Annotated in this window: 14 protein-coding genes and 1 riboswitch; of the genes, 6 read left to right on the forward strand and 8 right to left on the reverse strand. The window is 67.8% G+C overall.

Annotated features, from left to right (window positions below; translation table 11 throughout):
• A partial coding sequence (locus GV792_RS18730; protein ID WP_163825448.1) for a bifunctional o-acetylhomoserine/o-acetylserine sulfhydrylase occupies window positions 1–1,193 on the forward strand: 1,193 nt, incomplete at its 5' end.
• 110 nt (window positions 1,194–1,303) lie between these two features.
• Here the strand turns inward: GV792_RS18730 and GV792_RS18735 are convergent.
• The gene (locus GV792_RS18735; RefSeq protein ID WP_163825449.1) at window positions 1,304–1,897 is read right to left on the reverse strand and encodes a DUF1345 domain-containing protein; all 594 of its coding nucleotides are present in this window, start codon (window positions 1,895–1,897) and stop codon (window positions 1,304–1,306) included.
• Between the two features lie 199 nt (window positions 1,898–2,096).
• Here GV792_RS18735 and lexA point away from each other — a divergent pair, with 199 nt between their 5' ends.
• Window positions 2,097–2,741 (forward strand): transcriptional repressor LexA, encoded by a 645-nt coding sequence (gene lexA / locus GV792_RS18740; RefSeq protein WP_163825450.1) that lies wholly within the window; start codon window positions 2,097–2,099, stop codon window positions 2,739–2,741.
• 5 nt (window positions 2,742–2,746) lie between these two features.
• Here lexA and GV792_RS18745 read toward each other — a convergent pair whose 3' ends face one another.
• Entirely contained in the window at window positions 2,747–4,312 is a 1,566-nt protein-coding gene (locus tag GV792_RS18745; RefSeq protein WP_163825451.1) for a molybdopterin-dependent oxidoreductase, read from the reverse strand.
• Window positions 4,313–4,528: 216 nt separating this feature from the next.
• On the opposite strand from GV792_RS18745, the gene GV792_RS18750 reads away from it, so the two are divergent.
• Window positions 4,529–10,474, forward strand: coding sequence for a non-ribosomal peptide synthetase (locus GV792_RS18750; RefSeq protein ID WP_163825452.1), 5,946 nt, complete (start codon window positions 4,529–4,531; stop codon window positions 10,472–10,474).
• Window positions 10,475–10,517: 43 nt separating this feature from the next.
• Here GV792_RS18750 and GV792_RS18755 read toward each other — a convergent pair whose 3' ends face one another.
• Complete coding sequence (locus GV792_RS18755) at window positions 10,518–11,426, reverse strand: bile acid:sodium symporter family protein (protein WP_163825453.1); 909 nt, start codon at window positions 11,424–11,426, stop codon at window positions 10,518–10,520.
• A gap of 391 nt (window positions 11,427–11,817) precedes the next feature.
• Between GV792_RS18755 and GV792_RS18760 the strand changes: the two genes are divergently transcribed.
• Window positions 11,818–13,092, forward strand: a complete 1,275-nt coding sequence (locus GV792_RS18760) for an MFS transporter (RefSeq protein ID WP_163825542.1) — start codon at window positions 11,818–11,820, stop codon at window positions 13,090–13,092.
• A 158-nt stretch (window positions 13,093–13,250) separates the two neighbouring features.
• Here GV792_RS18760 and GV792_RS18765 read toward each other — a convergent pair whose 3' ends face one another.
• Entirely contained in the window at window positions 13,251–13,565 is a 315-nt protein-coding gene (locus GV792_RS18765; protein ID WP_163825454.1) for a DMT family transporter, read from the reverse strand.
• Between the two features lie 17 nt (window positions 13,566–13,582).
• Window positions 13,583–13,650, reverse strand: a riboswitch (guanidine-III (ykkC-III) riboswitch).
• 141 nt (window positions 13,651–13,791) lie between these two features.
• Here GV792_RS18765 and GV792_RS18770 point away from each other — a divergent pair.
• Window positions 13,792–14,256, forward strand: a complete 465-nt coding sequence (locus GV792_RS18770) for a PaaI family thioesterase (RefSeq protein ID WP_163825455.1) — start codon at window positions 13,792–13,794, stop codon at window positions 14,254–14,256.
• A 53-nt stretch (window positions 14,257–14,309) separates the two neighbouring features.
• Here the strand turns inward: GV792_RS18770 and GV792_RS18775 are convergent, their stop codons facing one another.
• From GV792_RS18775 to GV792_RS18790, 4 genes are all read right to left on the reverse strand, one after another.
• Window positions 14,310–15,269 (reverse strand): SMP-30/gluconolactonase/LRE family protein, encoded by a 960-nt coding sequence (locus tag GV792_RS18775; protein WP_163825456.1) that lies wholly within the window; start codon window positions 15,267–15,269, stop codon window positions 14,310–14,312.
• A 250-nt stretch (window positions 15,270–15,519) separates the two neighbouring features.
• On the reverse strand, window positions 15,520–15,921 hold the full coding sequence (locus GV792_RS18780; protein WP_163825457.1) for a PaaI family thioesterase: 402 nt from the start codon (window positions 15,919–15,921) through the stop codon (window positions 15,520–15,522).
• Between the two features lie 24 nt (window positions 15,922–15,945).
• Window positions 15,946–16,695: an SDR family oxidoreductase gene (locus tag GV792_RS18785; protein ID WP_163825458.1), complete on the reverse strand. Its 750-nt coding sequence runs from the start codon at window positions 16,693–16,695 to the stop codon at window positions 15,946–15,948.
• An 81-nt stretch (window positions 16,696–16,776) separates the two neighbouring features.
• Entirely contained in the window at window positions 16,777–17,163 is a 387-nt protein-coding gene (locus tag GV792_RS18790) for a hypothetical protein (RefSeq protein ID WP_163825459.1), read from the reverse strand.
• Between the two features lie 214 nt (window positions 17,164–17,377).
• Here GV792_RS18790 and GV792_RS18795 point away from each other — a divergent pair, with 214 nt between their 5' ends.
• Entirely contained in the window at window positions 17,378–17,923 is a 546-nt protein-coding gene (locus GV792_RS18795) for a sigma-70 family RNA polymerase sigma factor (RefSeq protein ID WP_163825460.1), read from the forward strand.
• The last annotated feature ends 10 nt before the right edge of the window (window positions 17,924–17,933 follow it).

A 17,933-nucleotide genomic window follows, 5' to 3' on the forward strand; every position in this document is an offset into this window, starting at 1 on the left:
CCTTCCGCGATACCGATCACGCGGCGGCGCTGTTCGGGCTGGCCGAGCCCGGCAACATCTACACCCGCATCATGAACCCCACCCAGGACGTGGTCGAACAACGCATCGCAGCCCTGGAAGGCGGTGTCGCGGCACTGCTGGTCGCCTCCGGGCAGGCAGCCGAAACCTACGCGATCCTCAACCTCGCCGGCGCCGGTGATCACATCGTGTCCAGCCCCCACCTCTACGGCGGCACCTACAACCTGTTCCGCTACACCCTGCCCAAACTCGGTATCGAGGTCACCTTCGTCGACGACCCCGACGATCTCGACCAGTGGCGGGCCGCGATCCGCCCCAACACCAAAGCCTTCTACGGCGAAACCATCGCCAACCCCAGCAGCGCGGTGTTCGACATCCCCGGCATCGCCGCGGTCGCCCACACAGCCGGGGTGCCGTTGATCGTGGACAACACCGTCGCCACCCCCTACCTGATCCAACCCCTGACCCACGGCGCCGACATCGTCGTCCACTCCGCCACCAAATATTTGGGCGGGCACGGCGCGGCCGTGGCCGGGGTCATCGTCGACGGCGGCAGCTTCGACTGGACCATCCGCGACGAGAACGGCGCCCCACGGTTCCCCGGGTTCACCACCCCCGACCCCAGCTACCACGGCGCGGTCTTCGCCGACCTCGGCGCCCCCGCCTACGCGTTGAAGGCCCGCGTCCAGTTGTTGCGTGACCTCGGGTCGGCGGTGTCGCCGTTCAACGCCTTCCTCATCGCCCAAGGCATCGAAACCCTCAGCCTGCGCATCGAACGCCACGTCACCAACGCCACCGCGGTCGCCGAATACCTGCAAGGCCACCCCGACGTCGAATCCGTCGCCTACGCCGGCCTCCCCTCCTCCCCCTGGCACGAACGCGGCAAACACCTCGCCCCCAACGGCGTCGGCGCCATCGTGTCGTTCGAACTCCGCGGCGGCCTCGACGCCGGCAAGAAATTCGTCGACGCCCTCACCCTGCACTCCCACGTCGCCAACATCGGCGACGTCCGCTCCCTCGTCATCCACCCCGCCTCCACCACCCACTCCCAACTCACCCCCCAACAACAACTCACCGCAGGCGTCACCCCCGGCCTCATCCGCCTCGCCGTCGGCATCGAAAACATCACCGACATCCTCACCGACCTCCACACAGGATTCACGGCGGCGCACTAGATTCCGCGGAGGGGTTCGCGCCCGTCCAACGCGAATCCGCACCGCGGTCTGGTGATGGCGTCACCGGAAGTTGGATGCGCGCCGGTAGTTGAGGGGACCGGCACGCACAGTCAACCCTTCAGCCAATCGATCGCGATGGCAACCACGGCCACATTGAAAAAGAAGCTGAGAACGCTGTGCGCGGTGACCCGGCGGCGCATCGCGGTGCTCACGACCAACACGTCCGACACCGCGAACGAGGTGCCGATGACGAAGGAGAAGTACACGAATTCCGTCAGCCCGGGTGTCGGGCAATCCGGAAAGCGCAGACCTGCACCGGCGAAGAACGCGTGCGCGTAGATCTGCGCGAACGCCGTATGCAGCAACAGCCACGACACCAGAACGGTGGCCGCCGACACTCCTTGCGCGAGTTCGTCTCCCGCATTGGTATCGGCGACCATGACGAAACCCGCCGTCAGACCCGAGCCGCTGGCCACCAGTGCAAGCACGGTTGTGTACCAGCGGGGGCCGAACAGCTCTTCGGGGCGCGCGGCGGGCAGGTCGCGGCGAAGCAACAGCCAGCCCGTCACCATATAGACGATCGCCAGCCCGTTCCATATCACCAGCAGTTCGACCCCGGCCTCCGAGCGTATGGACGCCAGCAGCCAAGCCAGTCCCACCGCGGTCAGGCCGACCTCGAGTGCGCGGAGCAGCTTTCGGCTCACGAAACCTACCTTTACCAGGTCTGCCGCCGGAGTATCGCGGATTCGGCGAGGTTGTCGGCCGACAGGGAGGCAAGTGCCCCGGGCGGCGGTCACGCCGATTTCGGTGACATGAACTCATCGGCCTGGTCCGCGGCCAACACCGCGATTCTGGACCGAGTCCGCAGCTGATCGACCGGTTCGGCACCGCTACCATTCCCGCGTGAGCGGATACGAGCACCTCGACACCTCGACGCTGCCGCCGCGGCAGCGCAGCATCCTCGCCACCATTCAGCGCTGGGTCGTCGAGCGCGGCTATCCGCCGAGCACCCGCCAGCTCGGGGACGCGGTGGGACTGCGGTCGGCGTCCTCGGTGTCGCGGCACCTGAAGGCATTGGAGGAGAAGGGCTTTCTGCGCCGCGGCGATGCGGTGGCGCGGCCGATCGATGTGCGACTGTTCCTGCGCGACACCGAGCAGCGGGTGGCGGCCGAGGATACCGTCGCGGTGCCGGTCGTCGGTGATATCGCGGCAGGCGCGCCGATCCTCGCCGAGGAACACAGCGACGACATGCTCACGCTGTCGCGTGAACTTGTCGGACGCGGAACGGTATTCGGCCTTCGGGTGCGCGGTGACTCGATGATCGACGCCGCCATCTGTGACGGTGACATCGTGGTCGTGCGCCAACAGCAGGAGGCGCACTCTGGTGACATCGTCGCGGCCATGATCGACGATGAAGCCACCGTGAAGGTGTACCGGCGGCGCAATGGGCACGTCTACCTGGAACCGCGCAACCCGGCCTACGACGTCATCGACGGTGACCGCGCGGTAGTACTCGGCAAGGTGGTGTCGGTGATGCGGCGCATCTGAGCCGGTCAGCGCACGATGATCGTGCGGCTGTGCCAGCCTGTCGCGCCGTCGGGGAAAGGTGGTGTGCGCTGGTCGGTTTGGCGGTAGCCGGTGCGGTCGGTCGCGCGCACACGCAGGGTGTGGTTGCCCGGCTGCGCCTGCCACGGCCAGAACCATTGCCGCCAGGTGTCGGTCGAGTACTCGGTGGCGAGAGTGGCCGGCTGCCAGGGCTGGTCGTCGACCTGCACTTCGACCAGATCGATGCCAGCGTGCTGTGCCCAGGCGACTCCCGCCACCACGATCTGTCCGGCGGGCAGGGTGGCGCGGTGGCGCGGAACATCGATGCGTGAGGCGGTCTTCACCGGCGCGCGCTCGGCCCACCCGCGACGCGTCCAATAGGCCTGCGCCGCATCGAATCGGGTGACTTCGAGTTCGACGACCCATTTCGTCGCCGAGACATAGCCGTACAGACCGGGCACGACCAGCCGCGCCGGGTAGCCGTGTGCCACCGGCAGCGGTGCCCCGTTCATTCCGACCGCGAGCAGGGCGTCGCGGCCGTCGGTGAGCGCGGCCAGCGGTGTGCTCGCGGTGAAGCCGTCGGTGCTGCGGGACAGCACCATATCCGCACCGGACGCCGGGCCTGCCTCGGCGAGTAGTTCGGCCAGCGGGTATCCGGTCCACAGGGCATTACCCGCCAGATCGCCGCCGACTTCGTTGGATACGCAGGTCAGCGTGATCATCCTGGCCACCGCGTGCCTGGCGCGCAGATCGGTGAAGGTGTATTCGACCGGTCGCGCCACCATGCCGTGGATGCGCAGCCGCCAGTCGTCGCTGGTGAGGGCGGGTAGGCGCAATGCGGTGTCGACGCGGTAGAAGGTGTGGTTGGCGGTGACGAAGTCGGTGATGCCGTCGATCGGCAGCTGGGTGCCGTCGGGAACTGCGGGGGCGGGCGTCACGGGGGAGGGCACCGTGAACCCCGCCCGGTCCGCGGCAACGTCACGCAGGCGATCGCCGATCCAGTGACCGAGTGCGGCCGAGCCCGCCGCGACGGCGCCCGCGGTGGCGGCCAGTCGGAGGAATCGTCGACGCGAGGAATCGGTGTCGTCCGGCTGTCCGGGCGCCCGATCCAGTAGGAGGCGTAGTGCGCAGATGCCCGCGACCACGCCGATGAGGGTGGGTAGAGCCCAGCTGATCGTCGCGTCCGGTCGACGCACCGCCGCCCACATGACCGCCAGCCCGGCCACCGCGAGCAGCACGCTGCCGTACCTGTGGCGTCGGTCCAGCAGCCCGGCGACGGCCGCGGCGACCGTCATCACCACCGCCATTGCCAGGAACAGCACCGCCTTGTCACCACTGCCGAACTCCCGGATGGCCCATTCCTTCAGGGCATGGGGTGTGGTGTCGACGACGGTGGAACCGATCACATAGACCGGCGAAGCGTCCGGGGCGAAGAGAGCGGCAACCAGGTGTCCGATGCCGAGAACGATCGCGCCCGCCAGGATTCCCGCCAGGGCCGCGGCTGCCGGGCTCGGTGTCCGCACGGGCGAACCGAGCTCGGGTTCGGGTGTGGCCGAATGGATTCGATTGTTCATGATGGCCTCGCCCAAGGTTCGCCGATGGCCGATGGATCCGATCCTACGGACAGTACTCCCGTGCCGAACCTCCTGGCAGTGCCGGCAGAGACTCACCCGATAGGGGTAGATAGCTAATTTCGAGCAAGCGCACCTGGCGATTACTTGCGGGTGGATTTCAGGCAAAGGTTAGGCTAACCTCTTGGCTTTGGCCCGCTAGATGCAAGGTAGAGCACGATGAGATCGTCCGGCGAAGTCGGTGAGTCCCTGCCGTTGGCGTCGGCGCAGCGCGAGGTGTGGTTTGCCCAACAGCTGCTGGGTGACGTGCCACTCACGACCACCCAGTACATCGACGTCGTCGGTCCGCTGAATCGGATCGCCTATCAGGACGCGGCCCGGATCGCCGCCCGCGAGATGGGTGCCTATCTGCGATTCGACGTCGAGTTCGACGGCCAGGTCCGCCAGTGGATCGACTACGACCAGGACGACGAGATCGGCTATCTCGATCTGCGTGCCGAGCACGACCCCGAGTCGGCCGCGCGCGACTGGATGCGCGCTGACCAGTGCACACCGTTCGACCTGCGTAATGACCCGCCGCTGCAGTCGACGATCCTGCACATCGGCCCGGACCGGCACTTCATCTACAGCCGCGCGCACCACATCGCCCTCGACGGCTACGGCGCCATGCGGCTGCAGCAGCGGCACGCCGAGCTGTATGCGGCGATGGTGCGTGGCCAGGAGCTGCCCGCCGGGACGGAGCAGTCACCGGCCACCCTGGTCGACATCGATATCGCCTATCGGCAATCCTCGCGCTACGAGACCGACCGCCGCTATTGGGCGGACAAGGTCGACGACCTGCCCGAACCGGCGACGCTCGCGACCCGCCCCGGCGCCCCGGCCGCCCAGGCAACCGTCGTCGGTGACGTACTAGAGCCCCGGCTGCACGCGGCACTCGAACGAGCTGCCGCCGGCGCGGGTACCGCCGGAGTGCTGGTCGCCGCGCTGGCCGGATATCTCGCCAGGATGACCGGACTGCCCGAGGTGACGTTGAGTCTCCCGGTCACCGCACGCACCACCGCTGTGCTGCGCCGCGGCGGCGGCATGGTGACCAATGTGGTGCCGCTGCGGGTGGCCACCGGACCCGCGGCCACCACGGAGGAGATCGTCGCCGCGGCACGGCGCGAGCTGAGCGGAGCGCTGCGCCATCAGCGTTTCCGTGGCGAAGACGTCGCCCGGATCGCCCAACGCGGATCGGACGAGCGGGGATTCGGCCCGGCGGTCAACATCATGAACTTCCGCGCCGGCGTCGATCTCGGCGCAGCCACCGGCACGCTGCATCTGCTGTCCACCGGCCCGGTGGCCGATCTCGCGCTCAATATCTACCCGGCCGCCGATACCGGCCTGCGGATCGAATTCGAGGGCAACCCGAACAGGTATACCCGCGATGAGCTGATCGCTCACCACGGGCGCTTCGTGCGATTCCTCGCCGACCTCGTCACTCTGCCCGCCGACACCGTCGTGCAGTCGCTCGAGGTGCTGCGGCCGGCCGAACGCGCGCAGCTCGTGCCATGGCAGGGAACCGATGCGGTATCCAGTGTGCCGTTGGCAGAGCTGATCGCAGCCGCGGTGGCGCGCAACCCGCAGGGAACGGCGGTCGTACACGGCGACCGGCGCTGGACGTACACCGAGTTCGACGCCTGGACCGACCGGCTCGCGCGGGCCCTGATCGCCGCGGGCGCGGGGCCGGAGACCCTGGTTGCCATGGTACTCGAGCGCTCCGCCGAATCGGTGGCCGCGGTGTGGGCGATCAGCAAGGCTGGCGCCGCGTTCGTGCCGATCGATCCCGGCTATCCGCCCGAGCGCATCGCTCATATCCTCGGCGACAGCGGCGCGGATCTCGGTGTCAGTACCGAACCGTTCCGCGCCGAACTCCCCGATTCAGCGACCTGGCTGCTGCTCGACGCTCCCGCCGTCATCGCCGGTCATGCCGCCGGACCGATCACCGACGCCGACCGCCGCGCGCGGCTCGACCCTGCCCATCCGGCCTACCTCATCTACACCTCCGGCTCGACTGGCCTGCCCAAGGGCGTCCTGGTGACCCACGGCGGCCTGGCGAATCTGGCCACCGAACGTCGCGACCGCTACGACCTGCATCCGCAGGCCCGCACCCTGCACCACGCCTCGCCGGGCTTCGATATGGCGGTCGGCGAGCAGCTGTGCGCACTGGCGGGTGCGGCAACGCTCATCGTCGCGCCGCGCTATGTGGTGGCCGGTGCGGATCTGGCCGAGCTGATGCGCCGCGAAGCGGTGACCAACGCGATCATCACCCCCGCCGTGCTCGCCACGCTGGATCCTGCGGCGCTGCCGTCGCTGCGCGTGCTCGGCGTCGGCGGGGAGGCCATCCGATCTGATCTGGTCGACGCCTGGGCGCCCGGACGGCTGATGCGCAACGGCTACGGCCCCACCGAGGCCACCGATATCGCCACGATCGGCGAACTGGTCGCAGGCAATCCGGTCACCATCGGTGCCCCGCTGCGTGGCTTCCGCGCAGTCGTGCTCGACGCACTGCTGCGCCCGGTACCGCCGGGGACACCCGGTGAGCTGTATATCGGCGGGCCTGCGCTGGCGCGCGGCTACCACGGCAAGCAGGGGTTGACCGCGACCCGTTTCGTCGCCGACCCGTACCGGCCCGGCGATCGGCTGTATCGGACGGGTGATCTGGTGACCATCACCGACGGACCGGATCCGGCGCTGATCTACCACGGCCGCACCGACTTTCAGATCAAGGTGCGCGGACATCGGATCGAACCGGGGGAGATCGAGACCGTTCTGACCGCGCGCAAGGAGATCGCCCGTGCGGCGGTCACCGTTCACACCGATCCACGCACCGGAGCGCATCTGGTGGCGTACCTGGTGCCAACACCCGCCGCGCACATCGACATCGACACGATGCGCGCCGAGCTGGCCGACGCGCTGCCCGCCTATCTACGCCCGGCCGCCTACATGGTGCTCGAGGCGTTGCCGCTGACCCCCAACGGCAAGCTCGATACCCGTAAGCTGCCGGCACCGGTCTTCGGCCGCACCGGATTCCGCGCGCCTGCCACTCCCGCGGAACGGCAGGTGGCCGCGGTGTTCGCCGACGTGCTCGGCGTCGAATCGGTCGGTGCGGGCGACGACTTCTTCGCACTGGGCGGCACCTCGCTGACGGCGACTCAGCTCGCCGTGCGCCTCGGCACCGGAGTACGCACGGTCTTCGACGCACCGACCGTCGCGAGCCTGGCGCTTCGCATCGACTCCCGTCCCGGCGAATCGCTTGTCCCCACCGCAGGTCCACGCCCGGAACGCATTCCGCCGGCACCCGCCCAGTTGCGCCTCTGGTTGCTCAACCAGCTGATGCCGGAATCAGCGGCCTACCATTTGCCGGTCGCGCTCACCCTGACCGGTCCACTGGATTCGGTGGTCCTCGAAGCCGCCGTTACTGCGGTTCTCGACCGTCACGAGGTGCTGCGCACTGTCTATCCGGAGACGCCTGCCGGGCCGTATCAGCGAATGCTGCCCACCACCAGGGCTGCCGAGCTGATCGACCTCGCGCCCGTCGACATCGACCGCGCGGACCTCGGCCAGCGACTGTCCGCGATCACCAGCGCGCCGTTCGACGTCACCCGCGATCTCCCGGTGCGAGTGCGGCTGCTGCGACTCGGCGCCACCGAGCACGTCCTTGTGCTCGTCGCCCATCACATCGCCGCCGACGGTTGGTCGTTCGGGCCCCTGGTCGCAGACCTGACCACGGCCTACGCCGCACACGCCGCCGCCTTTGCGCCCGCATGGACGCCGTTGCCGGTCCAGTACACCGATTACACACTGTGGCAGCAGAATCGGCTCGGCGGCAGTGCCGACACCGGTTCGGTGGCCGCTCGTCAGCTCGCGCACTGGACCAACACCCTCGCAGGTACTCCCGGCCAGTTGGCATTGCCAGCCGACCGCCCCGGCGCGAGCGAAGGCCCCGGCGCCACGGTTGATGTCGAGATCGATCGGTCGACCGCGGCCGCGCTCACCGAACTGGCCTCCCGCAACGAGGCCACCGTCTTCATGGTCACCTACGCCGCGTACATCATGCTGCTGCACGAGTTGTGCGGCAGCAGCGATATCACCGTCGGCACGCCGGTGGCCGGTCGCGGCCATCCCGCGCTGGACCACCTGGTCGGCATGTTCGTCAACACCCTGCCCGTGCGGGTGCGGGTCGAGCCCGGCGAACCGTTCACCGCGCTGCTGGCCCGCGTCCGGGCGGCGACACTGGACGCCTTCGACAATGCTGATGTTCCGTTTCACCAGATCGTCGAGGCGGTGAATCCGCCACGCGTCGAGGGGCGTTCGCCGCTGTTCCAGACGGTGTTCTCCTTCGAGAACCTGCCCGCGCTGCCACAGCTGGAATTGGATGGGCTCCGCGTGGCAGCGCTGGACCTTCCGCGCGAGAGTACACATTTCGAACTCGCGCTCACGCTGCGTCCCCAGCCCGCAGGTGAGGGGATCACCGCCGAATTCCGTTACGCGACCGAACGGTACGACCGGGCGACCGTGGCGGGCATCGCACGGCGCTTCCAGGATGTCGTGGCTCGGATCGTCGGTGATCCGGCGAGTGTCCTCGGTGGGCAGGAGGGCTCACCGGAGCACGGGCATGCACTGCAGGATCAGGGCAGGGCCGCTGCCATCGCGGCCAACGCCCCTACCGCGAGCGACTCGAGCGCCGTACCCACCACCGAACGCGAAATCGCCGTAGCCGCGGTCTTCTCCGATGTCCTCGGTATCGACACGATCGGTCTCGACGACACCTTCTTCGATCTCGGTGGCACCTCGCTGCTCGTGTTCACCCTGCGTACCCGGCTGGCCGAAGAACTCGGCATCGAGGTCGATCCGCGCACCGTCTTCGAACAGCCGACGGTACGCGCGATCACGGCCCTCGAACCGGCCGCCGAACGTGATGACCGGTGGGTCGCGGGCCTCGTCGCCGACACGCGCCTCGACCCGGCCATCGATATCGCCGACCTGGTGCCGCCGGTGGACACCGGTGACGTCCTGCTCACCGGTGCCACCGGCTTCCTCGGCGTGCATCTGCTGCGGGAACTGCTCGACCGCACCGATTCCCGCATCTGGTGCCTGGTGCGCGGCCGTGATCGCGCAGACGGGTTGCGCCGAATCACGACCGCGCTGGCGCGCTACCAGTTGCCCAACCACGATCTGGCCGAACGGGTCGTCGCGGTGCCCGGTGACCTCGAGCAGCCGCGACTCGGGCTGAGCGAGGCCGACTTCGCCGATCTGGCCGCCCGGATCAGCGTCATCCACCACAACGGCGCCCGGGTCAATCACCTGGAGTCCTATGCCGATTTGCGCGCGGCCAATGTCGGCGGCACCACAGAGGTCCTGCGGCTGGCGACCACCGTCCGGATCAAACCGGTGCATTTCGTCTCCACCCTCAACGCCGTACTCGGCACCGAGACCAGCGGAGTAGTGCTGGAGGACAGCGATATTCCGGCGGCCGAGGTCACCAGGCACGGCTATGTGGCCGCGAAATGGGTGGCGGAGCAGTTGGTGCTCCAGGCGGGCGCGCGCGGTGTTCCCGTCGCGGTGTACCGGCCCGGTCTCATCTGCGGTTCCGTCGATACCGGCGTGATGAGTGCCGACGACTCGATGTGGACCATGGTGCGCGCCGCCGCGCTGCTCGGTGTCACGCCGGATCTCGGGGACACCGCGGTCTCGCTCGCCCCGGTCGACTACGTGGCTCGTGCCCTGGTTGCCATCGCCAACACCGGTCTTCCCGATGCCGACCGCTATCACCTGGTGAACACCACGCCGACCCGGGTGGCCGACATCGTGGCCGGGCTGGTCCGGATGGGCTATCGCATCGACACCGTCGATCTGGACGAAGCGAAGCAACGCCTGACCGAACAGGCCGTCGGCCATGACGACCTGATGCGCGCGACCCTGCTGCTCGGCAACTACGCCGACCTGGGCGATCCTGGTGTCGCCGATGTGATTCTCGACGACAGCGCGGCGCGTTCCGCCCTCGATCCGGCGGGGATCGTCTGCCCGGCGATCACCTCCGAGGTCATCGACCGGTACCTCGCCGCGTTCCGCGCGGACGGAGTGCTGCCGGAGCCGCGGGACGCCGAGCGCGCCACGACGTAGCCGACCGGTGTGCGGGTAGCGGGCCTACTCGCACACCGGATGCTCAGGCGCTTCGATCGGCCGTCAATGATTCGGCGCCCGGTTCCGCGGATGCCTGTTCGGTCCGCGACCGCGCGAACATCACGGTCGCCACGCCCGCAGGAATATTCATCAGGAAACCGTAGACGGCGGCGGGCACGGCCATCGTGTCGTTGTTCAGCACCGTCGCCGCGACCGCGATGGCCAATGCCGCATTGTGCACACCGATTTCCATACTCGAGGCGATCGCATCCCCGTGGCGCACACCGAACAGCCGCGGCACTCCGTAACCGATGCCGAGCCCGATCGTGCACAGCAGCAGCGCGATTGCCCCGAGCTCGCCCACATGGTCGGTGAAGGCGTCGAATTCGGAGAACAGCGCGGCGCAGACCACCAGGACGAGTACGACGCCCGAACCGATCTTCACTGTGCGCTGCCTACGGAGCGCCCACTCGGTCCACCGGCGGCGCACCCACATACCGAGCGCGACGGGCACCAGCACGATGGCGAAGACCTGCAAGAACTTGGCCGGTTGCAACCCGAGACCCGCGCCGTCGTCGAGAAAGACCGCATACGACAGGCCGACCACAACCGGAAGCGTGAACACCGCGAGCACCGAATTGATCGCGGTGAGCGTCACGTTCAGCGCCACATTGCCGCCCGCGATATGGCTGAACAGGTTCGCCGACGAGCCGCCGGGTGAGGCGGCAAGCAGCATCATGCCGACAGCGAGTGCGCCGTCGAGCCCGAAGGCCTTCACCAAGCCGAAACAGATGATCGGCATCACGACCAACTGGCAGGTCAACGCCACCAGCGCCGCCTTGGGATATTTCACCACCCTGGCGAAATCCTCGACGGTCAGCGTCAACCCGAGACCGAACATGACGATGCCGAGTGCGACCGGTAGCGCGACCGCGAAAACAGTTGAGCCCATGCGCATCCTTCCGCCCGCCGATCGTGTCGGCCCGCCGATCGTGTCATATCGCGGTGACCGACGCCGAACGGCGGCCATTGCCACCATGGGCGAAACCCTGTGACCCACCCCATGTCACGTCACTGTGATTGGAATCACGTTCCACCGTCGATTCGCAGGTCGGCGTGGCGGTTCGTAGGGGTGGTCGGGGTAGCGGAATGTTTACTACCGAGCAGAAGCGGGTATCGAAGTTCTTCGTGTCGAGCCCTCGGCCACAGCTGTGGCCGATGGGCTGAACGAATCAGTGCCGGTCGAGCCAGCAGGGGTGGTTCGGCGGGCCGGAGAGGACGTGCTCGTGACGGACCGAACACCGGAAGCCGGGCGAATCAAGAGATCGGTCGCCGCGTCGGCGATGGGAAATGCCACCGAGTGGTTCGACTACGGTGTCTACGCCGCGACGGCCACCTACCTCACCGACGCCTTCTTCCCCGGCGAACTCGGGACGCTCGGCACCATGCTCGGCTTCGCCATCTCCTTCGTGCTGCGGCCGCTCGGCGGCATGGTGTGGGGTCCGCTCGGCGACCGCGTCGGGCGTAAAGCCGTCCTCGCGACGACGATTCTGTTGATGGCCGCCGCGACCGGTCTGATCGGTGTGCTGCCCACGCACGGTCAGGTCGGTGTGCTCGCGCCGATCCTGCTGATCCTGCTGCGCGTGATCCAGGGCTTCTCCACCGGCGGCGAATACGGTGGTGCCGCGACCTACCTGGCCGAATGCGCCAACGACAAAAGGCGCGGTTTCCTCGGTAGCTTCTTGGAGTTCGGCACCCTCGGCGGGTTCGTCGGCGGCTCGGCCGTCGTGCTGGCCTGCCAGCTGGCCATCGGTTCGGATGCCATGCACGACTGGGGCTGGCGGATCCCGTTCCTGCTGGCCGTCCCGCTCGGCCTGATCGGCTGGTACCTGCGGGCCCGGCTCGACGAGTCGCCGGTCTTCACCGAGGTCTCGGAGAACCCGCACCCGCCGACCGGTCTGCGTGAGCTGGTGACCTCCTACCGGCGCGAACTGCTCACCCTCGCCGGGCTCGTCGTCGCGTTGAACGTGGTCAATTACACCCTGCTCACCTACCAGCCGACGTATCTGCAGAAGACGATCGGCCTGGACGAATCGACCACCACCACGATGATGCTGATCGGCCAGCTGGTGATGATGGTGTGCATCCCGTTCTTCGGCGGGCTCTCCGACCGGGTCGGGCGGCGGCCGCTGTGGCTGGTGTCGCTGGTCGGGCTCGCCGTGCTCGCGGTGCCGATGTACTGGCTGATGGGTGTGGGCACCGCATGGGCCGTGCTCGGCTTCGTGGTGCTCGGACTGTTCTATATCCCGCAGCTGGCCACCATCTCCGCGACGTTCCCCGCCATCTTCCCGACTCATGTGCGCTACGCCGGCTTCGCCCTCGCCTACAACGTGTCGACGGCGGTGTTCGGCGGTACCGCGCCACTGGTCAACGAGGCGGTCATCGAATCGACCGGCTGGTCGTTGTTCCCTGCTTTCTACATGATCGGCGCCGCACTGATCGGCCTGGTCGCCTGGGCGTTCCTGCGAGAGACGGCAGGCACCTCGATCCGTGGTACCGAGGTGCCCGATGCCAGCACCGACGAGATTCCGGCGACACCGAAGGCTGTGGTCGCCTGACCCGGTCAAGGGCCGGAGGCGGTAGCGCAGCGTCACCACGCAGGCCCTCCGGGGCAGGCGAATTCGACACCGCCTGACCTGGTCAAGGGCCGGAGGCGGTAGCGCAGCGTCACCACGCAGGCCCTCCGGGGCAGGCGAATTCGATACCGCCTGAGTGGTCAGTGGGCGAGCTTCAGCCCGACCACACCCCCGACGATCAGCACCAACAGGGCGATCTTCAGCACCGACACGCTCTCCGAGCCGGTGGCCATCGCGTAGAGGACGGTGAGTGCGGCGCCGATGCCGACCCACACCGCGTACGAGGTGCCCACCGGCAGGGTGCGCATCGCGTAGGCGAGGCCTGCCATGGACAGCACCAGCGCGACACCGAACACCGCCGACGGTGCGAGTCGGGTGAACCCTTCGGATTTGCCGAGTGCGGTGGCCCAGACGGCTTCCAGAATGCCGGACGCAACCAAAATTGCCCATGCCATGGCGGTTATTCCTTTCGGGAATACCGTCTTGTCGCTGCCCGGGTACGGTTTCGATCGTCCGGTCGGCCGCGGGAATGGGCGACCTCGATACAGATGATAGCCGTCTTTCGCGGACAGCTCAGCCGTGCCAGTATTGGCGATGTGCCAATATCGGGCTCGTTCCGAGGGCACGCCCATTGTCCGGCTGTCGCCGGACGCTCGAATCTGTTGAAAGGACGGTTTGCCCATGGGCGACGTTGAAACGCCACCCTTCACCGAGATCGTGAACGGGGCGATGGAATACACCATCCCCATCGCGCACACGATGGGCGTGCAGGCGGTCGAGGTGCGGCGCGGGTATGCGGCCACCTCGGTGCCCGCGGAGGGCAACGGCAATCACTTCGGGGTGATGTACGCAGGGGTGCTGTTCACCGTCGCCGAGATCCTCGGCGGTGCGATCGCGATCGCCACCTTCGACAATTCGGAGTTCTATCCGCTGGTCAAGGATCTGCACATCTACTTCCGCAAACCGGCCAAGACCGATGTGCGCGCCGAGGCGACCCTCTCCGAGGAGGAGATCGCCAGGATCGTCGATGAAGCCGCCGCCGCGGGCAAGTCCGATTTCACACTGAAGGCGGTCGTCACCGACACCAACGGTGTGGTGGTCGCGGAGACCGAGGGGCTCTATCAGCTACGCGCGCACGGCAAGTAGCCGAGGCGAGGGCCGCCTGACCCGGGTGCCTGCGTGGTGACGCTGTGCTGCTGTCAGTTGTCCTGGCTCAACCGGATGCGCAGGACGTCGCCGCCCTCGGTGCCCGCGAACACCGTGGCATCCGGGCCGGGCGATACGGCCAGAGCGGTGATCGGCTGGGTCGCGGCCACCGTGCAGGTGCTGCCCGTGGCGGCATCGACACGAGCCAACCGGCCGGTCGCCGTGCTCACATAGAGCATGCCGTCGGGGCCGACGGTCAGATCGTCGGGCAGCGCAGGGGGATTCGACTGAGGAGACAGATCGGTCACCACACTCGGATGCGCGGGGTCGGCGATCGGGACGCGCAGGATCCGCGCCGTCGGGCTCGACAGCAGCGTCACATACAGCGCGTCGCCCTGCACCACGATGCCGTTGAGGCCGAAGTCCTGTGGCGCGGCGGCGGTCCACTCACGGTCGATGCTGCCGTCGCGGCGCACCCGGATGATGCCGCCGCCGGTATCGGTGATGTAGAGGTAGCCGTCGTCGTCGAAAGCAGCGCCGTTGGCCATGCCGATGTTGTCGACGAAGACCTCGGGCACCGGGTTCGGCGCGGACGGGTCGAAACGGACGACACCACCGGTCTTCATGATCGTGCTCGTGGTGATGTTGCCGAAGTTGACGTACAACAGCCCGTCCGGGCCAGGGCGTACCGCACCGGGAAAGGTGACCGGGACGGTGGCGGTGAGGTTGCCCGCCCTGTCATAACGCTCCACCACATTGCGGAAGATGCGCGAGACCCAGAGGTTTCCGTCGGCATCGAAACCGACGTTCTCCGACCAATCCAGCAGCGGTACCCGCGCGGCCGTTGCGGTGGACACCGCGGCGGGCGGGCAGGACGCGGGGTCGGCGAGTGCGGGAGCCGGTGCCAGGAAACCCGCGGCGACCGCGACCAATGCGGCGGCGGGTGCGCCGAGGAAACGGCGGCCGGTGAAGCGGCGGCGCGGACTGTGGTGTCCCGGATGCGCGTTCGGCAAGACAATCCCGTCTCTGCTGGTGTTCGGTGGGCCGAGCGGGATCGTAGGATGCCGAGCGATGCCCCCGCAACCCGTCGGTGCGAGCGAGCGGGCGGACGCGGAGTTCGCGGAAAGGTTGCCGCCGTGCCGATTTGCGCACCGCCCGGACCTGCTCCCCCCTCTCGGAACAGGTCCGGCCGGCACCGATGACGATGCCGTCGTGATCTTGACGCGGCCTTAAGGCGGACTTAAAGGGTTGTTCGGCTCCGGCTCAGAGCACGGCTTGGGTCTGGGTCACTTTCGCGACGAGTTTGTCGGCGTCGTCGTGGATTTCGGTTTCCACCACGATGAACCGACGACCGGGGTGCAGTGCCGTGCTCGAGGCGACCGCGTGACCCGACCGGATGGCGCGCAGGAAGTTCGACTTGGACTCCACTGTCGTCGTGCCGGTCGCGCCCTCGGGCAGGTTGAGGAACGCACACACCGCGGCCGTCGCATCCGCCAGCGACATGAGCACGCCGCCGTGCATCGCCCCGCCGAGGGTGCACAGCGACTCGTCCCATGCCAGTCTGCTGCGAACCAGCCTCGGACCGTGCTCGAGTACTTCGACGCCGAGCCGTTCGGTGAACGGCATCGTCTGGTGGAACAACCTGGTGCCCTCGGTATCGATCATGATCACGAGTCTGCCCGAAAGCGATCAGCTGAACTTGGCGATCACCGCACGCGGAAGCCGGGGTAACACGAGATCGAACAGCCGCCACGGCCATCCGGGGACGCACGCGCGCACCCGCTCGGCCTCGATCGCCTCGACCATCGCGCCGACACCCTGCTCGAGCGGGGCGACCAGCCGAGTGTCGCCGGAGGTGGCCACCATATCGGTGGCGATGAAGCCGGGCAGCAGGGTCGTTACCGCGATCGGTGATCTCCTCAGCTCGACGGCCAGCCCGTCGCCGAGTGCGGCCAATCCGGCCTTGCTCGCCGAATAGGCGGCCCTCGTGCCGGGGAACCCGCGGACCGCGCTCATTGAGGAGACCAGGACCAGATGGCCGGAGTTCTGTTCCCGGAAGATCGCCAGCGCGGCCTCGGTTTGCGCCAGTGCGCTGACGAAGTTGGTGGTGGCGGTGGCGAGGTTGGCATCCGCGCGCCCGGTGCCGATCTTGGTGCCCTTGCCGATGCCCGCGTTCACGATCACCCGGTCGAGGCCGCCGAGTTCATCACGCAGTTCGCCGAACACGCGGGGAACCGCGTCGTGATCGTCGACGTCCAGCGCGCGCACCGTGACCGTGATGCCGGGGTAGGCGGCGGTCAGCTCGTCGCGTAATGCTTCGAGCGCGTCGAGGCGCCTGGCGCACAGCGCCAGATCGCGGCCCTTCGCGGCGAATGCCCGCGCCATACCCGCGCCGAGCCCCGCGCTCGCGCCGGTGATCAGAATCTTGGTCCTCGTCATGGTCCGACCCTAATGCTGTTGAACGGCGCTCGATAGCGCGTGATCGGGGCAGCGGCTCACGATGTGGGCCGGCCGCTTCGGTCAGCCGCGGGTCGGCAGGGTGCCGGCGGAGCCGCTGTTCGGCGGCGTGGGCAGCTGGCGCCATGGCCCGCAATTCACCGTCCGGAACGCCACATCGTGCGCTTCGATGAGGACTCGGACCGGGGTATCGCGGGTGTAGTTGTTGGCCCGGACATAGCGCATATCGGTGTTGTCACCCTCGACCTTCCACAGCCGCCGCCAATCACAACCATGCGCTTGATCCGGCGTTCCCGGTGCTTCCCACAGTCCGGGGGAGATATCGACACCGACGATATAGACGCCGTCCTGCGGCATCACCGGGGCTGGTGCGGCGGCAGCGGTACCACCGCCGAGCAATGTGGTGACCGATGCAATGGCCCCGGCAATGACCAGCGTGCCTGCCCGCATGACGATGTCTCCTCGAATCCCGCTTATTCGCCGCACGGCGCGGCCTGTCTCGAGAGATCCCCGAATCTCCCTGCGCAGATCTACCAGAATGGTGTGCGCCATTCGGTCGAATCGGGGATTTCTGTCGATTCGCACAAATCAATGTCGTGAGAGTGATGTCACTGAGACTCTCGGCTGCGATAACTCTTACATGACAGGTTGTCGCTCGGCTCGAATGGTTTCCGGATCCGCGTGCGCGGCAGGCTGTGCCCGATTGTGCACCGATGACGGACTTGCGTCCGTGCTGGCCGAGGATCGCGCACTATTGCACTGGCGGGCGATGCACGCGCTGGGCGATCAGGGGCTGGCCGAGCAGGCCGTACAGGAGACGCTGCTGCGGGCCTGGCGATCATGTGCCCGCTTCGATGAACGCAAGGGCAGCATCCGGACCTGGCTGCTGGCCATCGAGCGCAACGTCATGATCGATATGGCACGGGCGCGTGCGAGCAGGCCAGGCGACACCGGCTGGGAAGAGGTGTCCGAACTCAGCGACGTCCGTTACTCCCATCCCGACTTCGCCGATGGCCTCGTCGACGGTTTGCTGGTCGACGATCTGCTGGCCCGGCTGCCCGATTCGCAACGCGCGGCGGTCGTCGAAGTGATCCTGCGTGACCGGGCCTATCAAGAGGTCGCGGCCGATTTCGGGATCCCGGTCGGCACGGTCAAGACCCGGGTCCACTATGCGCTGCGCGCCCTGCGGCAATTGCCGCGAGTGGCCTGACCTGCGCTGA

Origin of the sequence: Nocardia cyriacigeorgica (assembly GCF_010868145.1) — a bacterium.
In the GTDB taxonomy this organism is placed as follows: domain Bacteria; phylum Actinomycetota; class Actinomycetes; order Mycobacteriales; family Mycobacteriaceae; genus Nocardia; species Nocardia cyriacigeorgica_D.

Excerpts from the sequence above, each read along its gene's own strand:
- GV792_RS18750 (WP_163825452.1), top strand. The coding sequence starts at position 4,529 with ATGAGATCGTCCGGCGAAGTCGGTGAGTCCCTGCCGTTGGCGTCGGCG.
- GV792_RS18785 (WP_163825458.1), bottom strand. The coding sequence starts at position 16,695 with ATGACGAGGACCAAGATTCTGATCACCGGCGCGAGCGCGGGGCTCGGC.
- GV792_RS18790 (WP_163825459.1), bottom strand. The coding sequence starts at position 17,163 with ATGCGGGCAGGCACGCTGGTCATTGCCGGGGCCATTGCATCGGTCACC.
- GV792_RS18760 (WP_163825542.1), top strand. The coding sequence starts at position 11,818 with ATGGGAAATGCCACCGAGTGGTTCGACTACGGTGTCTACGCCGCGACG.
- GV792_RS18780 (WP_163825457.1), bottom strand. The coding sequence starts at position 15,921 with ATGATCGATACCGAGGGCACCAGGTTGTTCCACCAGACGATGCCGTTC.
- GV792_RS18770 (WP_163825455.1), top strand. The coding sequence starts at position 13,792 with ATGGGCGACGTTGAAACGCCACCCTTCACCGAGATCGTGAACGGGGCG.
- GV792_RS18765 (WP_163825454.1), bottom strand. The coding sequence starts at position 13,565 with ATGGCATGGGCAATTTTGGTTGCGTCCGGCATTCTGGAAGCCGTCTGG.
- GV792_RS18795 (WP_163825460.1), top strand. The coding sequence starts at position 17,378 with ATGGTTTCCGGATCCGCGTGCGCGGCAGGCTGTGCCCGATTGTGCACC.
- GV792_RS18755 (WP_163825453.1), bottom strand. The coding sequence starts at position 11,426 with ATGGGCTCAACTGTTTTCGCGGTCGCGCTACCGGTCGCACTCGGCATC.
- GV792_RS18745 (WP_163825451.1), bottom strand. The coding sequence starts at position 4,312 with ATGAACAATCGAATCCATTCGGCCACACCCGAACCCGAGCTCGGTTCG.